This window comes from Acinetobacter sp. S54, assembly GCF_016624945.1.
In the GTDB taxonomy this organism is placed as follows: Bacteria; Pseudomonadota; Gammaproteobacteria; order Pseudomonadales; family Moraxellaceae; genus Acinetobacter.
On the sequence record NZ_JACVUI010000018.1, the window covers coordinates 17,264 to 41,012 of the forward strand.

Annotated in this window: 22 protein-coding genes and 1 tRNA gene; 15 read left to right on the top strand and 8 right to left on the bottom strand. The window is 39.7% G+C overall.

The window, feature by feature from the left end; translation table 11 throughout:
- Window positions 1-67: 67 nt before the first annotated feature.
- Both tolB and pal read left to right on the top strand, forming a co-directional pair.
- Window positions 68-1,351 (top strand): Tol-Pal system beta propeller repeat protein TolB, encoded by a 1,284-nt coding sequence (tolB, locus tag IAE20_RS15735; RefSeq protein WP_200482843.1) that lies wholly within the window; start codon window positions 68-70, stop codon window positions 1,349-1,351.
- A gap of 44 nt (window positions 1,352-1,395) precedes the next feature.
- The gene (pal, locus tag IAE20_RS15740) at window positions 1,396-1,965 is read left to right on the top strand and encodes a peptidoglycan-associated lipoprotein Pal (RefSeq protein ID WP_200461800.1); all 570 of its coding nucleotides are present in this window, start codon (window positions 1,396-1,398) and stop codon (window positions 1,963-1,965) included.
- Window positions 1,966-2,029: 64 nt separating this feature from the next.
- On the opposite strand, the gene IAE20_RS15745 is transcribed toward pal, so the two are convergent.
- Window positions 2,030-2,221 carry an NF038105 family protein gene (locus IAE20_RS15745; protein ID WP_200461801.1) on the bottom strand — a complete coding sequence of 64 codons (192 nt, stop codon included), beginning with the start codon at window positions 2,219-2,221 and terminating at the stop codon, window positions 2,030-2,032.
- A 179-nt stretch (window positions 2,222-2,400) separates the two neighbouring features.
- On the opposite strand from IAE20_RS15745, the gene IAE20_RS15750 reads away from it, so the two are divergent.
- The 5 genes from IAE20_RS15750 to IAE20_RS15770 all read left to right on the top strand — a co-directional run bounded on the left by IAE20_RS15750 (window position 2,401) and on the right by IAE20_RS15770 (window position 5,672).
- Window positions 2,401-3,372 (top strand): class 1 fructose-bisphosphatase, encoded by a 972-nt coding sequence (locus tag IAE20_RS15750; protein WP_200482842.1) that lies wholly within the window; start codon window positions 2,401-2,403, stop codon window positions 3,370-3,372.
- A gap of 50 nt (window positions 3,373-3,422) precedes the next feature.
- The gene (locus IAE20_RS15755; RefSeq protein ID WP_200461803.1) at window positions 3,423-4,199 is read left to right on the top strand and encodes a TrmH family RNA methyltransferase; all 777 of its coding nucleotides are present in this window, start codon (window positions 3,423-3,425) and stop codon (window positions 4,197-4,199) included.
- A gap of 163 nt (window positions 4,200-4,362) precedes the next feature.
- Window positions 4,363-4,986 carry an RNA polymerase sigma factor gene (locus tag IAE20_RS15760; protein WP_200482855.1) on the top strand — a complete coding sequence of 208 codons (624 nt, stop codon included), beginning with the start codon at window positions 4,363-4,365 and terminating at the stop codon, window positions 4,984-4,986.
- Window positions 4,973-5,293 (top strand): hypothetical protein, encoded by a 321-nt coding sequence (locus IAE20_RS15765; protein WP_200482841.1) that lies wholly within the window; start codon window positions 4,973-4,975, stop codon window positions 5,291-5,293. Before IAE20_RS15760 ends, IAE20_RS15765 begins: the two co-directional genes overlap by 14 nt.
- Window positions 5,283-5,672, top strand: a complete 390-nt coding sequence (locus IAE20_RS15770; protein WP_200461805.1) for a DUF3106 domain-containing protein — start codon at window positions 5,283-5,285, stop codon at window positions 5,670-5,672. Before IAE20_RS15765 ends, IAE20_RS15770 begins: the two co-directional genes overlap by 11 nt.
- Window positions 5,673-5,716: 44 nt before the next feature.
- Here the strand turns inward: IAE20_RS15770 and IAE20_RS15775 are convergent, their stop codons facing one another.
- Entirely contained in the window at window positions 5,717-6,973 is a 1,257-nt protein-coding gene (locus tag IAE20_RS15775; protein WP_200461821.1) for a GGDEF domain-containing protein, read from the bottom strand.
- Window positions 6,974-7,124: 151 nt separating this feature from the next.
- Here IAE20_RS15775 and pyrC point away from each other — a divergent pair, with 151 nt between their 5' ends.
- The 6 genes from pyrC (at window position 7,125) to IAE20_RS15805 (ending at window position 12,744) form a co-directional block, all read left to right on the top strand.
- Complete coding sequence (pyrC, locus tag IAE20_RS15780; RefSeq protein WP_200461806.1) at window positions 7,125-8,159, top strand: dihydroorotase; 1,035 nt, start codon at window positions 7,125-7,127, stop codon at window positions 8,157-8,159.
- Window positions 8,144-8,809: a ribonuclease T gene (rnt, locus tag IAE20_RS15785; RefSeq protein WP_200461807.1), complete on the top strand. Its 666-nt coding sequence runs from the start codon at window positions 8,144-8,146 to the stop codon at window positions 8,807-8,809. Before pyrC ends, rnt begins: the two co-directional genes overlap by 16 nt.
- Before the next feature lie 240 nt (window positions 8,810-9,049).
- Window positions 9,050-9,949: an alpha/beta fold hydrolase gene (locus IAE20_RS15790; RefSeq protein WP_200461808.1), complete on the top strand. Its 900-nt coding sequence runs from the start codon at window positions 9,050-9,052 to the stop codon at window positions 9,947-9,949.
- 123 nt (window positions 9,950-10,072) lie between these two features.
- Window positions 10,073-10,148 (top strand) — tRNA-Glu (locus IAE20_RS15795).
- A 123-nt stretch (window positions 10,149-10,271) separates the two neighbouring features.
- The gene (locus IAE20_RS15800; RefSeq protein WP_200482840.1) at window positions 10,272-11,690 is read left to right on the top strand and encodes an amino acid permease; all 1,419 of its coding nucleotides are present in this window, start codon (window positions 10,272-10,274) and stop codon (window positions 11,688-11,690) included.
- A gap of 130 nt (window positions 11,691-11,820) precedes the next feature.
- Window positions 11,821-12,744 (top strand): hypothetical protein, encoded by a 924-nt coding sequence (locus tag IAE20_RS15805; protein WP_200482839.1) that lies wholly within the window; start codon window positions 11,821-11,823, stop codon window positions 12,742-12,744.
- A 41-nt stretch (window positions 12,745-12,785) separates the two neighbouring features.
- Here the strand turns inward: IAE20_RS15805 and fdhD are convergent, their stop codons facing one another.
- The 4 genes from fdhD to hrpA all read right to left on the bottom strand — a co-directional run bounded on the left by fdhD (window position 12,786) and on the right by hrpA (window position 21,279).
- Window positions 12,786-13,589 (bottom strand): formate dehydrogenase accessory sulfurtransferase FdhD, encoded by an 804-nt coding sequence (gene fdhD / locus IAE20_RS15810; protein WP_200482854.1) that lies wholly within the window; start codon window positions 13,587-13,589, stop codon window positions 12,786-12,788.
- A 60-nt stretch (window positions 13,590-13,649) separates the two neighbouring features.
- A complete protein-coding gene (locus tag IAE20_RS15815) occupies window positions 13,650-16,061 on the bottom strand; it encodes an FdhF/YdeP family oxidoreductase (RefSeq protein WP_200482853.1) in 2,412 nt (803 codons plus the stop codon).
- Between the two features lie 256 nt (window positions 16,062-16,317).
- Complete coding sequence (locus IAE20_RS15820) at window positions 16,318-17,427, bottom strand: beta-ketoacyl-ACP synthase III (protein WP_200482838.1); 1,110 nt, start codon at window positions 17,425-17,427, stop codon at window positions 16,318-16,320.
- A 30-nt stretch (window positions 17,428-17,457) separates the two neighbouring features.
- The gene (hrpA, locus tag IAE20_RS15825) at window positions 17,458-21,279 is read right to left on the bottom strand and encodes an ATP-dependent RNA helicase HrpA (protein WP_227611159.1); all 3,822 of its coding nucleotides are present in this window, start codon (window positions 21,277-21,279) and stop codon (window positions 17,458-17,460) included.
- Between the two features lie 384 nt (window positions 21,280-21,663).
- Here hrpA and ahpC point away from each other — a divergent pair, with 384 nt between their 5' ends.
- Window positions 21,664-22,227 carry an alkyl hydroperoxide reductase subunit C gene (gene ahpC, locus IAE20_RS15830; protein ID WP_200461814.1) on the top strand — a complete coding sequence of 188 codons (564 nt, stop codon included), beginning with the start codon at window positions 21,664-21,666 and terminating at the stop codon, window positions 22,225-22,227.
- Between the two features lie 182 nt (window positions 22,228-22,409).
- The gene (locus IAE20_RS15835; protein WP_200461815.1) at window positions 22,410-22,616 is read left to right on the top strand and encodes a KTSC domain-containing protein; all 207 of its coding nucleotides are present in this window, start codon (window positions 22,410-22,412) and stop codon (window positions 22,614-22,616) included.
- Between the two features lie 114 nt (window positions 22,617-22,730).
- Here the strand turns inward: IAE20_RS15835 and IAE20_RS15840 are convergent, their stop codons facing one another.
- Window positions 22,731-23,318 carry an O-methyltransferase gene (locus tag IAE20_RS15840; protein ID WP_200482836.1) on the bottom strand — a complete coding sequence of 196 codons (588 nt, stop codon included), beginning with the start codon at window positions 23,316-23,318 and terminating at the stop codon, window positions 22,731-22,733.
- Window positions 23,319-23,343: 25 nt separating this feature from the next.
- Window positions 23,344-23,559 (bottom strand): DUF1653 domain-containing protein, encoded by a 216-nt coding sequence (locus IAE20_RS15845; RefSeq protein ID WP_200461817.1) that lies wholly within the window; start codon window positions 23,557-23,559, stop codon window positions 23,344-23,346.
- Window positions 23,560-23,749 lie beyond the last annotated feature (190 nt).

Consider the following 23,749-nt stretch of genomic DNA (forward strand, 5'->3'; position numbering starts at 1 on the left):
ATTTTAACCCTGTAACTATGCTAAATACTTTTATTCCACAAAAATGAACCGCACTCACAATACGACTATGGATATGAATCGCAAACATCTATTATCAATCGCCATCATTACTGCACTGAGTTCAGCTTTTGTTCCCCAAGCATTTGCGCAATTACATCTTGAAATTGCGAAGGCACCCGAACAAGCCCCTAAAATCGCGATTGTTCCCTTTGCCAATGATCAATCCATTTATCCTATTGTCGAAAATGATTTAAATCGCTCAGGGCGTTTTACCAGTGCCTCAAATAATCTACCTGTCACTGGTGGAATTGACCAGATTCAAACGGATGCATGGCAAGCTGCAGGTATTCCGTATGTAGTGGTAGGAAATATTAAACCTGCTGCCAACAATAGTTTTGAAGTGCATTACCAGCTTTATGATGTACAAAAAAAGCAATTTTTGCTCAATGAGCTTCTGACTGTACCTAGTTCACGTGTCCGTCAGGCTGCCCACATGATCAGTGATGCGATTTATCAGGCATTAACAGGCATTCAGGGTGACTTTAGTGGTCGTATTGCCTATGTGTTGCGTAACCCCGCTACGCCTGAGCAACGCTACACCTTACAAATTGCAGATACTGACGGCGAACAACCCAAAACCGTATTGTCTTCTCGTGATCCTATTCTTTCACCTGCATGGACACCTGACGCGAAAAAAATCGCTTATGTTTCATTTGAAACCAAACGTCCAGCAATTTATTTACAGGATTTGGCTACGGGTCAGCGTGAAGTTTTAGCAAGCTTTAAAGGTCTAAACGGCGCCCCAAGTTTCTCGCCCGACGGCAAATCTATGCTATTTACTGCATCTATGCACGGCAATCCAGAAGTCTATCAAATGAATCTGGAAACCCGCCAATTACAACGCATGACCAATGACAGTGCGATTGATACAGAAGCTCGCTATGCCCCGGATGGTAAATCCTTTATCTTTACCTCAGACCGTGGTGGTTCTGCTCAGATTTATCGTTATAGCTTTGATGATGCCTCAGTAAACCGTATTACATTCCGCGGTGCGTTTAATGCACGAGGAACTTTGAGTGCAGATGGAAAAAATATTGCATTGGTCCATCGCCCATCTGGTAGCAATTACAAAGTTGCGATTATGAATATTTCAACGGGTATTGTGAATATTTTAACGCCAACCAGTCTGGATGAATCACCAAGTTTTTCGCCAAATGGTCAAATGGTCGTTTACGCCACCCGTGAAGGTAATCGAGGTCTGCTCTCTGTCATGTCAACAGATGGACGTTTCCGCATGAATTTACCTAGTGAACAAGGTGAAGTTCGTGAACCAGCTTGGGCACCCAAATAACCATTAAACATTTTTATTTGTAACTGAATTACATGGAGATCACAATGAATGCCGTTAAACTATTCATTTTACCTGTATTAGCCACTGCTGTAATAATGACTGGCTGTGCTAGCCGCAAACCTGCTGCCGAAGTTCAGACAGGGAATAATCCAACTAGTGCTGGCACAGTAAATACTTCAGGTCTGAGTGATGACGCTGCATTAAGTGCGCAAAACTTAACAGGTGCATCATCTAAAGGGGTGACTGCTGCGAACCGTGCCGCATTGGCAAAACGCGTCGTTCACTTCGATTATGACAGTAGTGATTTATCTTCTGAAGATTATCAAACGCTACAGGCTCACGCACAGTTTCTCATGGCAAATGCGAACTCTCGCGTTGCACTGACTGGACATACTGATGAGCGTGGTACACGTGAATACAACATGGCGTTGGGTGAGCGTCGTGCCAAAGCTGTTCAAAGCTTCTTAATCACCAATGGTGTAAATCCACAACAATTAGAAGCGGTAAGCTATGGTAAAGAAATGCCAGTGAATCCGGGTCATGATGAAGCAGCATGGAAAGAAAACCGTCGTGTAGAAATTAACTACGAAGCCGTTCCACCTTTATTGAAATAAGCAGAAATTATGCTGAAAAAAATCGCTTAAAGTTTGAAACTTTAAGCGATTTTTTTCTGGGAATTTAAGAGGTTTGCTGTTCCTGCTCTGCCTGAGGCGGATGCATGGATTCAATCAAATCGTGTTTATTAAACTCTTTATATTCAGGTTTAGCTTCATACCCCTTCCACGCTTCATCTACAGACTCTTTTGAAATTTCGTCGAGACTAATCGGTTCATTTGGGGTTGGCATCGCACCGAAAGTTTTGGTCGTCATGCCTAGTCTCCTCTCATACTGTTTTTTACATCCTTATTGATATTCAACATAGCACGTTGCCCAACACTTGCAAGCATAAAATCGCAACAAATAAAGTCATATAATTTTTCTTTTAGATCGATCTCATCTACACTATAGCCATTTCTAAACAATCCCTTTTGATTTTGGAGTTTTCCTGTATGTCAAACCTGAATTTGACGCAATATTTACAACAACAATCAGGCCATTTGACACCTGAACTTGCTCAAGTGATTGAAACCATTGTTAGTACCTGTAATACCATTGATCAGGCACTACAAAAAGGTGCTTTAGCAGGAATTTTGGGCAGCGCAGGAAATGAAAATGTTCAAGGTGAAACCCAGAAAAAGTTAGATGTCATCTCAAATGACTATTTAATCGATGCATTAAAAGTACATCCGCATGTGGGTGGTTTGGCGTCTGAAGAACTAGATGACTTTACTCCTGCTCAGGAAAATGGCAAATATCTAGTTTTATTCGATCCACTTGATGGTTCAAGCAATATTGACATTAACATGTGTGTCGGTACGATCTTCTCTATTTTGCCTGCAAAAAATACAGTCACTCAGGCAACGGATTTCATGCAAGCTGGAACTGAACAAGTTGCAGCAGGTTATGTTTTGTATGGCCCATCTACTATGCTGGCGTTGACTGTGGGTAACGGAGTTGCATTCTTTACTTTTGATCCAGAAAGTCAGCAATTCATTCTGACGGCTGATCAAGTCGAAGTAAGTCAAGATACTCAAGAATTTGCAATCAATGCTTCTAACCAGCGTCATTGGGAACAACCTGTAAAACGTTACATTGATGAACTTCTTGCAGGTAAAACCTCAGTTCGTGCTAAAGACTTCAATATGCGCTGGGTGGCTTGTATGGTTGGAGATATTCATCGAATTTTATGTCGTGGCGGTATTTTCCTTTATCCATACGATTTAAAAGATCCGAAAAAAGCCGGTCGTTTACGTTTAATGTATGAGGCAAACCCGATGAGTATGCTAATTGAACAGGCTGGCGGCTCATCTACGACAGGTCGTGTGCGTATTTTAGAGATTCAACCCACTGAATTACATCAACGTGTACCGGTGATCATCGGCTCCAAAAATGAAGTCGAACGTGTTACCAGTTATCATTAATCACTCTTTATAACGATGATGCATCACAGCATCATCGTGGATTTTCTTTTATGTCCATTATTTTCCTTGAATCTAAAGACAACGCTAAAATTAAGCATTTGCGCAGTCTGATTGAGCAGCAAGCTTACCGAAAAAAACAACGTCAAACGGTGCTTGAAGGGACTCATCTGTGCCTGTCATGGTTACAGGAAAAAGGTAAACTTACTTCACTTTTTACCACTGAAGCAGCTTTAGAGCATCCAGACTTACAAGCCATTATTGAACAATATACAGGCGCTGTTTTTGTTATTAGTGAATCTTTATATAAAGATATCAGTACACTTGGAACCAGTCTGGCTTGCTTGGCAATCATTGATTTACCACAAAGTAGCAAAGCATTAGATTTTAAGGCAGACACACTTATCTTGGAAAATATTCAAGATCCAGGGAATGTTGGCACTCTTTTACGCTCCGCTGCTGCTGCCAATATTAAACAAATTATTTGTACCAAAGGATCAGCGTCACTATGGTCACCTCGCGTTTTACGTGCAGGAATGGGTGCCCATTTTAGTCTACATACCTATGAAAATATTGAACTCGAAACCCTACTTGATCAGTTCCAGATTCCCGTATTTGTCACAAGTTCACACCGCTCAACTAGCCTGTATTCACAAGATTTGACTGCACCTTGTGTCTGGATTCTGGGCAATGAAGGTCAAGGGGTTTCTGATTATGCCTTGGCTCATGCAAAGGCTGTGAGCATTCCTCAACCGGGGGGTCAAGAATCACTAAATGTGGCGATTGCAGGTTCAATTTGCTTCTTTGAAATGGTGCGTCAACGAATATAAAAACGTTAATTTATATTAAAGCCACTCGATCATTTGGAAAAATCATTTAAACTAGCAAAAATAACATCTTATATTGTCAACCTATTCTTTCTTTTTAGCGTTATATAAGTAGGTAACTGTAAAAAGGAAGAATGGGGATCGAATGACAGGATTTTCCATTTCTATGGACTTAGCGCCAAAGCAGTCTGGATCTAGAGTTGATAGTGTTCATGAGAATACGGTTGAACATCGCCTGAAGCTTTTTATGAACGAAGTCACAGGACGCGCGCTTGTTATGATGGAAAGTGCTACACAAGGGCAACAAGGGATTGCCATGGATTTAGTGCAAGAAGCCTTTATATCACTGCATAAATCTTATGCCGACAAAACCCTAGATGAATGGTATCCCCTGTTCTATACGATTTTAAATAATAAATTGCAGGACTGGCGACGCAAAGAAGCACGCCGTTCTAACCCTTTTTCTTTTTTTAAAAAGGTGAGTCTAGACAGTGATAATGATGAAGTTATTGAGATCGTTGATGAAACAACACTCAATCCTTCTGATTTTTTAAGTCAAGAAGTCACCATTGAAGAAATTCAGGAAGCCATTGCAGAACTTCCCCTACGTCAGCAGCAAGCATTTATGTTACGTGCATGGGAAGGTTTTGATACACAAACAACTGCACAGATTATGAATTGTAGCGAAGGGAGTGTAAAAACTCATTACCATCGTGCCATTCAGGGGCTTCGTACTGCTTTAGCTCATTTAAATCCATCTTTGGGAGGTTCATCAGATGAATCGAGATGATTTTACCAAGCAGGTAACGTCCAAGCTTGATGGACTTGCACGTCACCATAAGCATAAACCTCTGGTCATAGCCAACGTTTTGGATACGATCAAGCGAGAACCACGTTCTTTTTATAATATATGGAGAATGTCAGGTTTTGCTCTTGCTGCGGCTATTACTGGGTTTGTGATCTTGCCGAATAGCTTTGATGCTTCGGATCAACCACAGAATCAGGTGATTGCAAGTCCAAAACTTTCTCCGCAAATGGTGGAAGATCTGGAAATGCTGAGCGTTTTAGGTGAGGACAGAGTTTCCCATGGTAGCTAAAAAAATAGCTCTGGCACTCTGTGCGCTCGGTTTTTTACAAACCAGTTTTGCTGGATTTGAGCGCTTTTGGATATTTTCAAAAAGTGCAGATACTCAGGTGAATGAAACATGGAACACCTTGTCTGAAAATGAACAACGGGCCTTGATCAAACGGTATGAATCTTTAAAAGATGCACCAAAAGACCAGAACGTTGATTTGCAACAACGGATGGACTGGTTTACTCAGCTACCTGAACAAGAAAAGGAAAAAATGCGGGATGCTTGGCAAAAAATGAGCACTCAGGAGCGTAATGATTTACGTAAACGTATGCAAAAAGCTCCCTTGGAAGAACGTGCAGCGATACGTGAAGAATATATCGAAAAATATTTAACGCCCTGATGTATGTTCATAAAAAACCAGTCTTAAAGACTGGTTTTTATTGGTTAAATTTTATTGCCGCGTAAAGAATGATAATAAATCTGATTACGTCCTAATTTTTTAGCACGATATAAAGCTTGGTCAGCATAAGAAAGTAACTCTTGTTGATCGATGTTGGCCTCTCCCCGATAAACGGTAATGCCCAAGCTAATAGTGATTTGATGAGAAATTAATGACTTTTCATGAGGAATTTCAAGTTTTTCGATAGATTTATAAATATTGGATGCCACTGCATAAGCCCCTTGCGCGTCGGTTTCTGGTAATAGCACTACGAATTCTTCTCCACCATAGCGGGCCACAAAATCCATATGTCGAATCGAGTTTTTAATCGCTTTTGCCAAACTAGCAATCACATGGTCTCCCATTTGATGACCATAAAAATCATTATAGTTTTTGAAAAAATCGATATCGATAAATAAAATTCCTAGCGAGCTATTGTCCCTTCGCGCCTGTAAATAGAACACATCCAGCATTTCATCAAACGTCCTGCGGTTGGAAAGTTGGGTCAATCCATCGTGCTGACTCAGATGCAAGAATTCAGAAGCATGAATTCTTTGAATATTTTCATTAATTTCAGCCAGTTTCGCATTTAAAAATAACATCCGCTCCTTAGATACCAACATTGAACTAATCGCGAATCCTAATAAACAACTTCCAATCAACGCTCTGGTTAAAATGACAAGATGAAAATGAATATTAAAAATTGAAAGCCAAGCCAAAGTGATAAGGGCTGAAACCATTCCTACCATCATCATATGAAAAGGTTTTAAGCCACTTAAAATAAAACCCAGCATATAAATAAATGAAATCAACAGCATAGCCTGATTTTTGAGCGCTTCACTTTGAACTGTCATCATCAAAATTGAAGTCAAAACAATTGCCCAAAGTACGATGACACAAACTACTTTATAAAAGTAGGGTTTTAAAGATGGCGTTTTGGCAAAGGCAAAATAGGTTAGCAAACATACTGCACCATTGACCACACTCAAAATACAACGTGTGAAATCCGAAACAAAATACTGCTCCTCGATGACCATATAATCGCCAGGAACAGTGAACAGCATAAAAATAATGTAGGTGACGAGGCCACTCCAAAAAAATTGAATGGTATTCAATCGTGTACGTTCAATATGCATCTTCCAGAACTGCTTTTCCAAGACCTTGGGTAAAGCACGATTGGTATGTTTTTCACGTACATGTGAAAGTTGTTCAATTTCTTCTTTTGTCCTATGAAGCTCGTCAAGGTTGTATTTGTAATCCATTACACCCTGCAAGAATTTATCCTTATTTGAATAAAAATAGCACAATTATTTTGAATTTTATCAAACTGTTTTAAGTTTTTATCCGTAAAACTGGTTACCATTTTGAGCGTATATGGATTATCATCGGTTTTATTTTTCAGTTTGAATCGCCTTGGATACTATTACTCTTCTTCAGCCCGATGACTGGCATGCTCATTTACGTGATGGTTTAGCCCTACAACGTACTGTTCCCGATTTAGCTCGACAATTCGCCCGCGCAATCTGTATGCCTAATTTGGTTCCGCCCGTAAAAACGGTCGAAGAGGCTAATGCTTATCGCGAACGCATTATGGCGTATGTACCTGAAGGAATAAACTTTGATCCGCGTATGGTATTGTATTTTACTGATCATACACCTCCTGATGAAGTCCGTAAAATTAAAGCTTCTGAACATGTAAACGCGATTAAACTGTATCCAGCGGGCGCCACCACTAATTCAGACAATGGTGTCAGCGATATACGTAAAGTGTATGCTGTGATTGAACAACTGGAAGAACATCAGGTTCCATTGTTACTACACGGTGAAGTCACTCACAATCACGTTGATATCTTTGATCGTGAAAAACGCTTTCTTGACGAAGTGTTATCGCCATTATTAAAACAATTTCCAAAACTTAAACTGGTACTAGAACACATTACGACCAGTGAAGCTGCTCATTTTGTGCTTGAACATGATCGCAACGTTGCAGCGACTATTACCCCACAGCATTTGTTATTTAATCGGAATGATATGCTGGTCGGCGGAATTAAACCGCATTTTTATTGCTTACCCATTTTAAAACGTCAAACTCACCAACAAACGCTGATTGAAGTCGCTACAAGTGGCAATCCTAAATTCTTTTTAGGTACCGATAGCGCACCGCATTCTAAAAATGCAAAAGAAAATGCATGTGGTTGCGCTGGCTGTTATAGTGCACCGACAGCAATTGAGCTGTATGCACAAGCCTTTGATCAAGTGGGTAAACTTGAGCGACTTGAGGGTTTTGCCAGTCACTTTGGGGCTGATTTTTATGGTTTACCGCGTAATACATCTACTATTACGCTGGTCAAAGAAGAACATACCATTCCAGAACAACTGGAATATTTGGATGGTGAAAAGATTATTCCACTGTATGCAGGTAAAACTCTTCAATGGAGGAAAGTGTGAACCAACAAATCAACGCTCAACCTCTTATAGGACAGCGTTTCCGTGGTTTCTTACCTGTTGTGGTCGATGTTGAAACAGCAGGTTTTAATTCACAAACAGATGCTTTACTCGAAATTGCATGTATTCCCATCATTTATAATGAGGCTGGAGATTTTGTACCGGGCGAAGCGTATCATGCTCATATCAATCCATTTGAAGGAGCGAATCTAGACAGAAGATCTCTGGATTTTATTGGCATTGACCCTTTTAATCCGATGCGTGTAGCTATGGCTGAAGATGAAAAAACAGCTTTGCGCCGTATTTTTAAATCGATCAATGATGTTCGTCGCCAACAGCATTGTACTCATGCAGTGTTGGTGGGTCATAATGCTCATTTTGATCTTGGTTTTTTACAAGCAGCGATTGCACGTACATCAACCAAAAATCAAAATCCATTTCATAGCTTCTCCGTGTTTGATACGGTGACTTTAAGTGCTGTTATGTTTGGTCAGACTGTTTTGGCAAAAGCTTGTATACAAGCTGGGATTGAGTTTGACGGTAAAGAAGCCCATTCGGCTTTGTATGACACGCAGAAGACAGCTGAACTGTTTTGTTATATTTTGAACAAACTCGCCCCCTATTTACTAGACACTTTGCCGGCGGATTCTTAAGATACCGCCCTCTTCCACATCCCTATCGCCGAAAGGCTAGAAACAGCACTTTTTTTCAAAGCGGTAGTGGTGTTCGCCCGTATAGAGACATTATATTTTCAAAATAAAACCAATAGTGTAAACAACAAACAAATTAAACATTACATCTCTTCATTTTTTATTCAGAACAAATCATGTAAATTAGAATTCATATGATGTTTGTTGCATTGATCTTCATCTTAAAATTTTTATAGGTCATTTATGAATATTCTTTTTATTCATGGTATGAATCAACAACACTATACAGCCCAATCACTTAGGCAGCGCTGGTTAAACATTTTTAAACAAGGGCTTTCGTTGACGCATTTACCTTATAATGCTGAAACTACACATTTAAGTTTTCCATTTTATGGAGATTTACTTACCCAAAGCCACTTAAGTAATACGCTTGATTTAGAAGCTTTTTTGCCAAAAACATTCATGCATTTACATTTTCCGCTACATTTATATAAAACCCCTCAACCCGTACAAGAACATAAAGAGTATTCCATTCCACCGCTTTCCACTCAGGAAGCTTCACTACGTTCACGTTTATACGAAGAAGCATTTCTAATTAAAGATAAGACCCTTAGAGAATTTATGATTTTATTGGATCATTTTCCAAAACTTCATGAAAGCTTGATTCATGAGTTTCTAGTAGAAATGTATTGTTATTTGTCCAATACTAAATTTATGCAAGATGTTCATTTGCGTATCCTAAAGAAAATCAAAAAAGATGAAGAACTTATCGTTATTGGTCATTCCTTGGGCTCCGTGATTGCCTATAATTTATTACAGCAAATCCAATATCCTATAAAAATAAAACGATTTATAACTTTAGCTTCGCCTCTGGCCTTTCGTATTATTCAGGAAAAAATTACCCACCCAATTTCTCGCCCTAAGAACCTGCAAGGCGACTGGTTTAATTTTTATTCAAAAGATGATTTTCTTACTGCTTTTCCATTAAATGCAACACCGTTTAATTTCACTCCACCTATCATCAACCAAGAAATTTCCACTACAGTCGACCATCCACATGAAATAGCAGGATATTTACGGCATCCCGATGTATTAAAAAGGATTCTTGAAATGACTATTCCAAATGAACAACTTAGCTTTTAAAGTTCCCTCATATCCATATATTATGCTTTAATTTTAATCACTTAAATTTAATCTTCTGCGCTTGTGCATGAAATTATTTGACACATTTATTAAATAAACCTAATATACGCCCACCTCTGAAACGTCCCTATCGTCTAGAGGCCTAGGACATCGCCCTTTCACGGCGGTAACCGGGGTTCGAATCCCCGTAGGGACGCCATATCTTAAAATTCTTTTCTATTTCTCTTGTATTTATTGGCTATTGTTTGTCTGCCTCCAGATTGCACATTTTTAATTTTTCTCTACAATAGCGCGCTTCTCCATTTTGATCGTGACGTTGTGTATGCAACCATCTGAATCTTCAAATATAGCCTCATCCAATGATTCTGCACCTTTAAAACGGGCAATGAGTACGCGCCATTTGGTCATGCTTTCTTTGGGCGGTGCAATTGGTACAGGCCTTTTTTTAGGCTCAGGTGAAGTGATTTCACAAACAGGTCCTATTGGAGCAATCCTTGCCTATATACTCGGTGGACTGATCGCCTATATGGTGATGTTGTGCTTGGGTGAATTGGCTGTTCACATGCCGGTTTCTGGATCTTTTGGGGCATATGCTGCCAAATATATTGGGCCTGCTAGTGGCTATATGGTGTCTTGGTTATACTGGCTAACATGGACGGCTACATTAGGAACAGAGTTTACTGCTGCGGCTCTACTCATGCAGGAATGGTTTCCTCATATTTCAATGTGGATCTGGACTCTTATTTTTGCAGCAACAATTTTTATACTCAATCTAAGTTCAACTAAAATTTTTGCTGAGTCTGAGTTCTGGCTATCATTGGTTAAAGTTATCACAGTGATCAGTTTCATTATATTAGGCTTAATGGCTATCGTGGGTCTAATTTCCTTTCATGGCTCTGAAACAGCCCCTTTATTTAGTAATTTGACAGCACAAGGCTGGTTCCCTCAGGGACTTATGCCAATTTTTGCAACCATGCTCATTGTGAATTTTGCTTTTTCTGGTACAGAACTCATTGGGGTTGCGGCAGGAGAAACCAAGAATCCTGCGGATAATGTACCTAAAGCGATTAATGCCGCGATCTGGCGATTACTAATTTTCTTTGTCGGCACCATCGTTGTCATTAGTGCATTATTGCCATTTGAACAGGCAGGCTTAGGTAGCCATAGTGTAAGTAATAGTCCGTTTGTCACGGTATTCAATTATATTGGTATCCCTTATGCTGATGATATTATTCGTTTTGTAATTATTACCGCATTACTCTCAGCGGCAAATTCAGGTTTATATGCTGCATCACGAATGATGTGGTCACTTTCCTCACAACAACATTTACCACGTGTTTTTTCCACGCTTACTAAAAGTGGTACCCCGATAATTGCCTTGATTGTCACTATGTTTGGTGCACTTCCAGGGTTATTATCTGAACAATTCGCCCCTGAAACTATTTTCAAAAATTTATTAGGTGTGGCTGCATTTACCATGGTCGTAGTTTGGATGAGTATTTGTTTAAGCCAATTTAATTTTAGAAGGCAATGGTATAAAACAGGACATACTGTTCAGGATTTAAAATTTGCAGCTCCGCTTTTCCCAATCATCCCAATTTTAGGCTTCTTGTTTTGTCTAATTACTTGTTTAAGTATGGCAGCAGATCCTGAAATGCTCGCAGGCTTTATTGGCTGTCTTATTTTTATTGCACTATGCTATCTCAGCCATTTTATATTTTACCGTAATCCCAAGAATTAAACTCTATTAACTTCATTTTTCTAGCAAAAGTGTAGCAAATCGCTACACTTTTTTTCTTTGGATGGCTGGCATATCCAGAGATCTCAATGCTACATTCAAATCAAGCATAAGAATAATTGATACGATGACAATGAAACTAATTTTTATACACGGTGCGCAACAACAGAGCTTTAATGCCCAAGGCTTACAAGACCATTGGTTAAATATTTTTCAGCTTGGTTTAACAAATCTCGATGTTCAAATTCCACTTCAAAATCTAAACTTGGCTTTTCCGTATTATGGTGATTTAATCCATCAACATACACTGGCTCAACTTGAAATGCCTTTAGATGCTTTTATGCCACAAGCATGGCAGGATTGGCATTTACCTTATTTGCAAAATCATGAACCACAACAGATTGATCAGGATCAAAAATTAATTCCTCTACTGGCAAAACATCATGAAGAGCTCTCTTTTACGTCGCGATTATATTTGTTCTCACATCTAGCAAAAGATCATGTATTGCGCGAATTTGTAATGCTACTCAACAAATTTCCCAAACTACATGAAAATATGTTGCATCGTTATATTCTGGAAGTCTATCTATATCTCGCCAATCCAGACTTTATGAATGATGTCCACAAACGTGTACTTGAGTCTTTTGATGAAGACGAAGAATACATCATCGTGGCGCATTCGCTAGGAACGGTAATCGCTTATAATCTATTACAACAACTTTCAAAGAAAATAAAAATTCGACGATTTATTACCCTCGCCTCTCCACTTGCTTTTCGAGTCGTACAATCCAGACTGAACCGTCCAGTTGAACAACTGGACGTATTGCAGGGAGATTGGCATAATTTTTATTCACATGAAGATTATTTAACCACTTTCCCACTGGATCATAGTTTTTTCAATTTTCAACCCTCGATTATTAATCAGGGTATTTCTACTTTTGCACATAAACCTCATGAAATTGTGGGTTATTTACAGCACCCTTTAGTGGTACAAAGTATTATTGAATCGATTTGTCCCAATGAAGCGTTACGACTTGATCCTGAACAAGTAGGTTAAATCTCTTTATTCAATTTAAAGATTTGTACTAAAGATCATCGTTACGATGGAGTATACAACACGAAACCTTGCCCTCGACAAAACGCAGCCAAGGCCAAACCTGATTGTTTAGCCATGTGAATAGCCAAACTGGTCGGTGCTGAAATACAAGCCAATAGTGCTATGTTGAGTTGAGTACATTTTCGTACTAACTCATAACTGGCTCGACTGGTCATGAGTACAAACCCAGTTGTTACATCTAGCTGATGCTGAGCCATATACCCAAGCAATTTATCCAGTGCATTATGCCGGCCTACATCTTCAAACAAGATTATAATTTCACCCTTTACAACCCATGCTGCCGCATGTGCACCACCAGTCAATGCAGTAATTTTTTGCTGCGTGTTTAAGTGTAAAACTGCATTTGGAATATCCTTTAACCACTCAGATAAAAAATTTGTGGTGACGGGCTTCAGATCTTGATGCAATTGCTGCAAACTTTCTATCCCACACAGCCCACACCCGGTTGGCCCTATCATGGCACGACGATGCATCTTCAACGCGGAAAAGGCACGAGATGAAATTGTCATTTCGACGTGTACACCCAGTTCATTTTCTACAACATCTAGCGCATAAAGTTCACCCAAATGTTGCAAGATGCCCTCAGATAAACTAAACCCTTTGGCAAAGAATTCTAGATGAGTGGGAGTTGCCATCATAACTGCATGTGAAATTTCATTATAAACCAGCGCTACTGGAATTTCCTGTACCACATCATCTTGTTGCTGTCCCAGAAAGGTACCCTGACTGTAGCGTTGAACGGTCAAATGCTCATAACCTAATGATGATTGTAAAATATCATCCATCATCTTTTTCCTTATAAGAAAATGGCGCATTTGACGCGCCATTTTCACATGAATAGAGAACTAACTCACTTTCGCTGTAGAAATGATTTGATCTGCTTTTTCAGGATCAACCTCTGCCGCGAGATTAAAATGTTCAGGCGCCTGCCCCGCATGCAAAATAACTGGCACACTTTTAGAGGCCGGAATCTTGGCATATTTATCATGACTACTCAGTGCCACAAGTGGATTAGTTTCAGGATAATAAGCGGCCAAACTACCCCGTGGAATGTTATATGGCACGATACGGAAACTATGTACGATGCGCTTTACCCCATCCGAATAAATACTTTCGATATCGATCCATTGATCTGGCTGAAAACCCGCTGCCTGAATATCCTGCTCATTCATAAATAACACACGGCGCTGTCCATATACCCCACGATAACGATCATCTAAACCATATAAAGTCGTATTGTATTGGTCATGCGAGCGTGTAGTCATTAACGTATAAACTTTGGATTGAGTATAAGCATTAGCATACTGGTGTTCTTTATCTGCATAAACTTCAGATATCGGAGTAATTAAAAATTGTGCTTTGCCGCTTGGTGTATTCCAGACATGCTGATTGGCTGGATGTTCTAGATGAAAACCACCAGGTTGATAAACACGCTGATTAAAATCATGAAAATCATCAAACACTTCGGAAATAGCGTCACGAATACGATCATAACTTTCGATATACCAGCGCCATTTGATTTTGCTTTCTGGCAAAGTCGCTTCTGCTATTCGAGCAATAATATCTGGTTCAGACAATAAATCTGAAGAAATAGGTTCATTTCGTCCTGCCGATAAATGCACATTACTCATAGAGTCTTCGACAGAAATCGATTGTGGCCCATGCTTTTGAAGATCAACTTCGGTACGTCCTAGACATGGCAACATCAGTGCATCTTGCCCACAAACCAAATGACTTCGATTCATTTTAGTGGTGATATGTACCGTCAATTTACATGTACGCAATGCTTGCTGTGTATATTCGGTATCAGGGGTCGCAACTGCAAAATTACCGCCTAAACCAATAAAGACTTTAACTCGACCTTCCGCCATTGCCTGAATGGTTTCCACCACGCCCATTCCATTTTCACGTGGAGATTGAATCCCGAACACCCGATCAATATTATCCAGCATTTTAGGACTTGGCAGTTCATTAATGCCCATAGTTCTGTCGCCCTGAACATTACTATGACCGCGTATAGGTGCCAATCCAGCACCGGGACGACCAATATGTCCTCGGGCCAACATTAGATTGGCCAACATATGAACATTGGCTGTACCATGACGATGTTGAGTGATTCCCATACCCCAACAAAAAATAGCACGTTTCGATTCAAGATAAAGCTTAGCTAATGCTTCTAAATTTTCAGGGCTTAGTCCAGTATGTGGATGAATCTCTGACCATGAGGTATTTTGAATTTCTGCCATCATCTCATTAAAGCCAAGGGTATTCATCGCAATAAAAGAGCGGTCAAATACACTTTCTTGGCCTTTGATCGCAGCGCTTTGATCCCACTCGGCCAAATGTTTGAGCATACCAAACATAATGGCATAGTCGCCTCCCACTTTGGGCTGGAAATAATAACGACTAATTGGGGTACTGCCATTCGTGATCATTTCCAGAGGTGCCTGCGGATCCTGAAAACGCTCTAAACCACGCTCTTTAAGTGGATTTATGGCAATAATAATTCCACCACGTTTAGAGACTTCACGCAAGGTCGCCAGCATTCGAGGATGGTTAGTGCCCGGATTATGTCCAAAACTGAAAACGGCATCGGCTTGATCGAAATCCTCCAATGTGACTGTCCCTTTACCTAAACCAATTGAATCCTTTAAACCTACACTGGTCGTTTCATGGCACATATTGGAACAATCAGGAAAATTATTGGTGCCATAACTGCGAACAAAAAGCTGATATAAAAAAGCTGCTTCATTACTGGCACGTCCAGACGTATAAAAAGCTGCTTCATTCGGGTCATCCAACGCCTGTAAATGCTTGGCAATGAGTAAAAAGGCCTCATCCCAGCTAATTGGAACGTATTTATCGGTTACGACATCATAACGCATGGGATCGGTAATGCGTCCCGCATCTTCGAGAAAGAAATCACTTTGCTCAGATAACCAACTCACTGTATGGGCTGCAAAAAATTCTGGGCTTACGCGTTTACTCGTTGCTTCAAAGGCAACGGCCTTTGCGCCATTTTCACAAAAATTAAAAGCATGTGCATTTTTCTTTTCTGGCCATGCACATCCAGGACAGTCAAAACCGGTTGGCTGATTAATATTAAGAAGAGAAATAGATCCTTTTTTAAAGGTTTCCTGACGTTTTAAATTTCGAGCGACGCTGAGTAATGCTCCCCAACCTCCAGCAGGTTGATCATAGGGTTCAATTCTTGCATAACCCTGATGTTCTTCTGGCGTTTGATTATCATGCTCCATCATTTCACCTGCTTTTTATCTATTTATCTTGTACTAGACGATTACATATTGAGTTAATTGTTGAATGACAGCATCGATATTTTAAACCGCCTGAAATTTGAATTTGTCAGCTCAATGCTTAACTTTAAAGCGTCTTGATCTTTGAATTAATATCTACTTTTCGGACACGATTTTCAACGGGTTATTACATAAATCCAAACACATCAAAATAAAAAAACTCCACCGAAGTGGAGTCTCAAAAATAACGCGATTGAAATTAAGCAGCGTTCTGTTTTTGTACAATGAGTGAACCCACTGAATAACCTGCGCCAAATGAACAAATGACGCCGTATTCACCAGCATCAACCTGATCACCTGTACGGTGCAAAGCAATAATCACGCCTGCTGATGAAGTGTTGGCAAATTCATCGAGAATAATCGGAGTACGCTCTGGCTCTGCTTCTTTACCTAAGACCAGTTTTGCAACCAGTTGATTCATATTGGCATTGGCCTGATGCAACCAGAAACGTTTAACATGGTCAGCAGGAATTTGCATTTTTTCCAATTGACCTGTAATAATTTTTGCGACTAAAGGACAGACATCCTTAAAGACTTTTCGACCATCCTGACGGAACTGTTTATCGTCACGGCTAGTGTCTTCACTGCCATTTAGAAAACCGAAATTGTTGCGAATATTGTTTGAGAACTGAGTAAATAGATGAATGTCTAAAATTTCAAAACCTTGTTTGGTTTCAGTCTCTTCAATAATTGAAGCTGTAGCGACATCTCCAAAAATAAAATGACAGTCCCGCGAACGATAATCCGTATGACCTGAAGTAATTTCAACATTCACCAAAAGTACACGGCGCGCACCCATTTTAATCGCGTCAAAAGCTTGTTTTAAACCAAAGGTTGCTGCTGAACATGCGACGTTCATATCATATGCATAACCTTGAATACCTAATGCCGACTGGATTTCAATGGCAACAGCAGGATAAGCACGTTGCATATTTGAACATGCCAAAATTACGACATCAATATCCTCTGGCCCTACCCCTGCATTTTGCATTGCTTGTTTTGCTGCAATAATGCCCCATTCTGCTTGTAATGAAAGCTCATCATCGCTGCGCTCACGTAAATGTGGACGCAAACGCGCTGGATCAAGCACACCAGATTTTTCAACCACATAACGACTCTTAACGCCAGAGGCCTTTTCAATAAAGTCAGCACTTGAACCGCGACGTTCTGGCAACTCACCTGCTGCTATTTTGTCTGCATTTTCACTGTTATAGCGTTCCACATAAGCATTAAGACTTTCAACCAGCTCTTCGTTGCTAATGGTTTCAGTCGGGTGGAAAAGACCTGTTCCAGTAATACGGATGCCCATGTAAAACTCCTTGTTAAGAATGCAAGTATTCTAACTGATTCCCAGTTTTTCCCATAGTTTTTGTAGCCGAGCGGGAGAAACTGGCATCTTGGTTTTCATCGGTTGAGAAAATAAGGAAATTCTAAATTCCTCAACCATAAAATATAAATCTTTCATTTGAGCCTGCTGTTTAAACTTAAACAGTTTATCCATCCACGGATCAATTTCGTTAATTGCAGCTTCGTCACGCTGCAAATTATTGGGTAAACGTTCCAGACGCATTAATAATGCTTTTAAATAGCGCGGATATTCAAGCCAAACCTCTGACGCACAGGTATAAACAAAATCACTGAGTTGCATTAAATCCAGTTGATCTTCAATATCATCAATACTACGACCAAAAATACCGGCATCTAGCATCATTAATTGGCGACGTATACTTTGCCACTGAATAAAAATATCTGAAATCACCTGAAGCGCTTGTTGTCCAAAGGTTAAAAACTTTTGCTTAACATGCTCTAACAACTGCTGAAATTCAGCTTCATGAACAGGTAGTTGTTCAACACTAAGTTGCAACGTCGCATATACCAGCATTTGTTCAAGTTTGGCTTTATCCCCTAAAGGAGAATAAGCCAAAGCCAATGGTTTAGAAATCTGTTTTTTTAACTGTCTGACCAAATCACCGAGTTGCATGTGTACTAAACGAATAATACCTTCACGATGCTGTCTGATCGCTTCAGCATGATCATTAAATGTCTGAATTACCACACCAGATTCATCTTTTTGCTCTAATTCGGCAAATACCTTGACTGGAACTAAAGCTTGATATTGCTTAACTATTACCCCTGTCACTTTTTGCGAGGCTTCAAAAACAAAACTTTCAGGGAAGTTTTTAAACTCACCTTGCATTTGTTTCACGGGTCGATGGGTTTCAGTCCGGCAACGGGCTTTTAACTCGGCCAGATCACGCCCTTTTTCAATGAATCGACCTTTTTCATCTACAACTACAATAAATGGCACCAAGTATTGATCAATTCGCTCAAACGAAAAATCTTTTTCAGTAATCTGTTCACCACGTAAAGCAAAAGCCAAGAACTTAAAAATATGCTGGTGCAGATGTGTAGCATCGACACTTTGCATGAGTTTTTTTGCGGTATCAGGAATCGGTACCAGATAACGACGTTTGTCCTTAGGTAAAGCTTTAAGTAAAGCTTCAATTAAATCCAGTCGCCATCCCGGAATTCCCCATGACCATAAATTTTCGTCCACTTGAGCCAAGGCTTGCACAGGAATTTTGACTGTTGCCCCATCTTGATCATGACTCGGGTCAAAACGATAAGTGGTCGCTAAACGTAAATCTCCATTGTGTAAATAATCAGGAAATTGTTGAGTCGTTGGACGATCACTTTGCCAAAGTGCATCATCTTCAACAAATAAATAACGCGGCTGTTTAGGTTCAATAGTTGCGCGCCAATCTTCAAAACTACTTCGACTTGCAATGTCCGCGGGGACACGTTCTGCGTAAAATTGATAAATGGTTTCTTCATCCACCACCAAATCACGGCGGCGTAATTTATCTTCAACCCGTTCTACTTCTTCAAGTTTGAGTAAATTATGCTTTAAAAATGGCGGCATGATCCCCAGATGACCTGTCGTCAACGCATCTCTGAGAAAGATTTCACGTGCCGCTGGATGATCAACCTTTTCAAAATTAATTAATCGTTTTGGCTCAATAATGAGTCCAAACAAAGAAATTTGAGCATAAGCATTTACGATGCCTGCTTTTTTCGACCAATGGGGCTCATAATAATGATATTTCAACAAGTCACGCGCAGCCAGCAAAATCCATTCTGGATCAATTTTGGCCAATGTACGCAAATACACCTGAGAGGTTTCGACCATTTCAAAAGCCATAACCCAAGGAGTATTAGACTTATGTAAGGTACTAGCAGGAAATACTTTGGCTTTTTGCTGGCGTACAGCCATATAAATATTACGTTCATCCGTTTTATTGGCGACAAAGGACAATAGACCTGTTAATAAGGCACGATGTAGATTTTCATAACTGGCCTTTTTATCATTAAATGACAATTTAATACTTTGCGCCAAATCCACCAATTGAGAATGAGTTTGTTTCCATTCACGTAAACGTAACCAACTTAAAAAATGCTGACGGGCAAACTGCCGACGCTTATTTTCCGTTGCCAAGTCTGGATTATTTTGTACAGTATCCCAAAGTTTTAAATAAAACAAAAAGTCTGAATCTGCTTCACGAAACAAGGCATGTTTTTGATCGGCCTGCATTTGTTTGTCCGCTGGGCGCTCGCGTGGATCCTGCACGGCTAAGGCACTGACGACCACTAAAATTTCATTGAGTACACCGAAATGAGAGCCGCCAACAATCATACGAGCTAGACGCGGATCAATCGGCATTCGCGACATCATTTGCCCGACTTTGGTTAACTCATTTTTGCGCTCGCTCATGGCGCCTAATTCAACCAGAAGTTTGCGACCATCATTAACCAAACGATGATCAGGCGGTTCAATAAAATCAAACTCTTCAACCGTTCCCAAGCCTAAACTTTGCATTTGCAAAATAACTGAAGCCAGATTGGTACGCTTAATTTCGGGTTCGGTAAACTCAGGCCGACTCAGGAAATCTTCTTCACTATAAAGACGAATACAAACACCCGGTGCAATACGGCCACAACGCCCTTTACGTTGATTTGCCGCTGCTTGAGAAATGGCCTCAATCGGTAAGCGTTGAACCCGTGAGCGATAGCTATAGCGAGAAATACGCGCAAAACCACTGTCAATCACATAGCGAATATTTGGCACAGTCAAAGCAGTTTCAGCGACGTTGGTCGCAATGATAATGCGTCGGCCTTTGCCACTTGGACTAAAAATTTTCTGTTGTTCACCCAAGCCCAAACGCGCATACAACGGTAAAATTTCAGTATGACGTGGCCCATGTTTTTGCAAGGTTTCCTGTAACTCTCGAATTTCCTGTTCAGTACTAGAAAAAATCAGAATATCGGCATGTTCTGGATGACCTTTTTCCTCAGCATCAGCAAAGCATTCTTCTACCGCTTGAACCACAGCGCGTGGTAAATTTTCTTCAAAATCATCAAATTCATCGTCATCACTTCCGCCAATACTGAGTTCAGAAATTGGTCGATAACACACTTCAACTGGAAAGCTGCGCCCTTCTACTTCAAAAATCGGGGCATCATAAAAATATCGACTAAAACGGTTAACATCCAAAGTAGCTGACGTGACAATGACCTTTAAGTCTGGACGCTTTTTTAAAATCTGCTTGAGATAGCCCATAATGAAATCGATATTCAGCGAACGTTCATGCGCTTCATCGATAATAATCGTATCGTATTTATTAAGATAGCGATCATGACCAAGCTCGGCCAATAAAATACCGTCGGTCATTAACCGCACAATTGAATCATTTGAGCCCTGTTCATTAAAACGAACCTTAAAGCCAATCGATTCGCCTAGTTTTTCTCCCACTTCTTCAGCAATTCGTTGTGACACACTACGCGCAGCCAAGCGTCTAGGCTGAGTGTGACCAATCATTCCTGTTGCACCACGGCCAGCTAACATGGCAATCTGTGGCAACTGAGTCGTTTTACCCGAACCCGTTTCACCAGCCACAATAATCACTTGATGCTGCTGAATCGCTTCAATTAATCGATCAGCATATTGGGTTACAGGTAAATCCTGATTCAGTTTAATTTTTGGAAAACGCGCAATTCGAGCTTTAACTTGAGCATTCGATTTTTCAAATAATTGTTGGTACTGCTCTAAATTTTTTTCTTTACCCTTGCTTAGCCGATTTAAACGATGTCGATCACGCACCATAACCCATTGATTTACATCTAAACCACTCTGCACAGATAAAATTTCCTAATATTTTCAATATGTGTTCTATTTTACGTTGGATTGCAACATAACGAAAGCCATTCATTTTTTCTAGATTTGTTGTTTTTTACATTTTGCCCTTGAATTTTTTATCAATCACCTGCATGTTCTTATGCAAATCAAATTTAGAGGCTTTTGTCATTTTCAGATCATATTATTGCGCTGAAATGATAGACGCTAAAATGTGGTTAAGGCTTTTTTTGCAGCGTTATTAGTTTTTCCGATTCTAATCATGCAAAAATACCATTTCCTCAATAAAATAAAATTCTTTATGCTAAATCAGAATTTTACGTTTAAATATAAACCTCAGTCATGGAGAAAATGATGAGCTTAATTAATACAGAAGTTAAACCATTCACAGCTACTGCATATCATAACGGTCAATTTGTTGAAGTCTCTGAAGCAAACTTTAAAGGCAAATGGTCTGTTGTATTCTTCTATCCAGCTGACTTCACTTTTGTTTGCCCAACTGAACTTGGTGACCTTGCAGACAACTATGCTGAATTCCAAAAATTAGGTGTAGAAATCTACTCAGTTTCTACTGATACTCATTTCACGCACAAAGCATGGCATGATTCTTCTGAAGAAATCAAAAAAATCCAATATGTAATGGTGGGTGATCCAACGTGGACATTGGCTAAGAACTTTGATGTTCTTATCGAGTCTGCTGGTCTTGCTGACCGTGGTACTTTTGTCATCGATCCAGAAGGCAAAATCCAAATCGTTGAAATCAACGCTGGCGGTATCGGTCGTGACGCGCAAGAACTTCTTCGCAAAGTAAAAGCAGCTCAATACGTTCACGCTCATCCAGGTGAAGTTTGCCCAGCAAAATGGAAAGAAGGTGATGCCACTCTTGCTCCTTCAATCGATCTAGTTGGTAAAATCTAATTCTTAGATTTTAAAACCATCAGGAACCACCCTTTTGGGTGGTTCTTTCATTTTAAGTGATTAATTTATCATGAATTACACTTTTACAATTCTCATCTTTAGGCGCAGCATGAATTACATTAATGTTCAAATAAGCAGCACGATTTTTTCCTGTATGCTGCTTAGTCCAAAGGGAGAATTTTATGGAAAAACTGGTTGCCGTAACTTCCTGGAAATATAATGCGGCTTCACGTTATTTAAAGATTTTTTATAACAATGGCAAAGGGGAACTGTATCACCCAGTGCCAGAATTTATTTATGACAACTTGCTACGCTCACAAGACAAAACCGCTTTTGTGCAGAAATATTTAGAATTCGATTTACACTTTAGCCGAATGTCGATCTTCTAAAAATAATAAGATATTCAGCACGCTAAATATCGCTATTTAAGTCAGACAAAATGAAAATAATCTCTATATTTATTGTGGATTATTTTCCTTTACGCTGAGTATCAATTTTATGTCTTATTTTGCCACGACCATAAATAGCCCCGCACCAAATCCAATTGTTGTTGTCATAAAATCTGCATCCAGTTTAACCATATTTAAAAACTGTTTCACTTCCGCAGCATGTGAAATTACGTTATCTACCATCATTACGCCCCCGTTTTTACGGATGAGACGTTTAAGATCATGCCAATATGCTGGATAATAACTGCGCTCAGCATCTAATAAAATAAAGTCGAATGTAGTTGTGGCGTGTTGTAAATATTGGGCGGCATCCCCTGTCCAAAATTCAACAATATGATCCAGCTTAAAAGCCTGTATATGAGATTGGGCCTGTTGACTACGTTTTTCCTCTATCTCAAGTGTCACCACTTTAGCCTGTGTCGCCTGAGCCGCCTCGGCTAACCATAAAGTTGAGTAACCTGTGGATGTCCCAATTTCCAAAATAGTGCTAGGTCGTTGTGTACGAATCAACATAGAAATAAATTGCGCTGAATCAGGTTCGATATTTCTGAAACGTTGTATGCGATCAACCTGTTTGGCATCATGTTGCTGAAACTCATCATAAAGCTCTGATATACGCACTAAAAAATCATGATTTGGCATACACTTATCCTTTTAGTTTATTGTTCTAAACCTGATGCATAAAATTAAAACGGGGAACCAGTTGAGCATCAACTTCAACTGTTTCAATAAACATGGTTAAAGGCCGAACCCAGATCGAATAATCGCCATATAAACATTGATATACAACAAGCTCTTCTTCTGTTTCACTGTGTCTGGCGACATGCAAAACTTGATAAAGATTACCTTTATAATGCTGATAAATTCCTGTTTGTAGTTTCATGTCGATATTCCTTAGGCTTAAGGCTAACCATCTTATCTCATCTAATGATGTCATTTATATAACAAAGCTGCTTTAACTAATTATGAATCTTTAGAACGTGATTTTTACCACAACCAACCATTCAATAAACCGATCGAATTAATAAAAACATACTGTTTCCCCTATGCAACCTTTTACCGTATCATCCTCA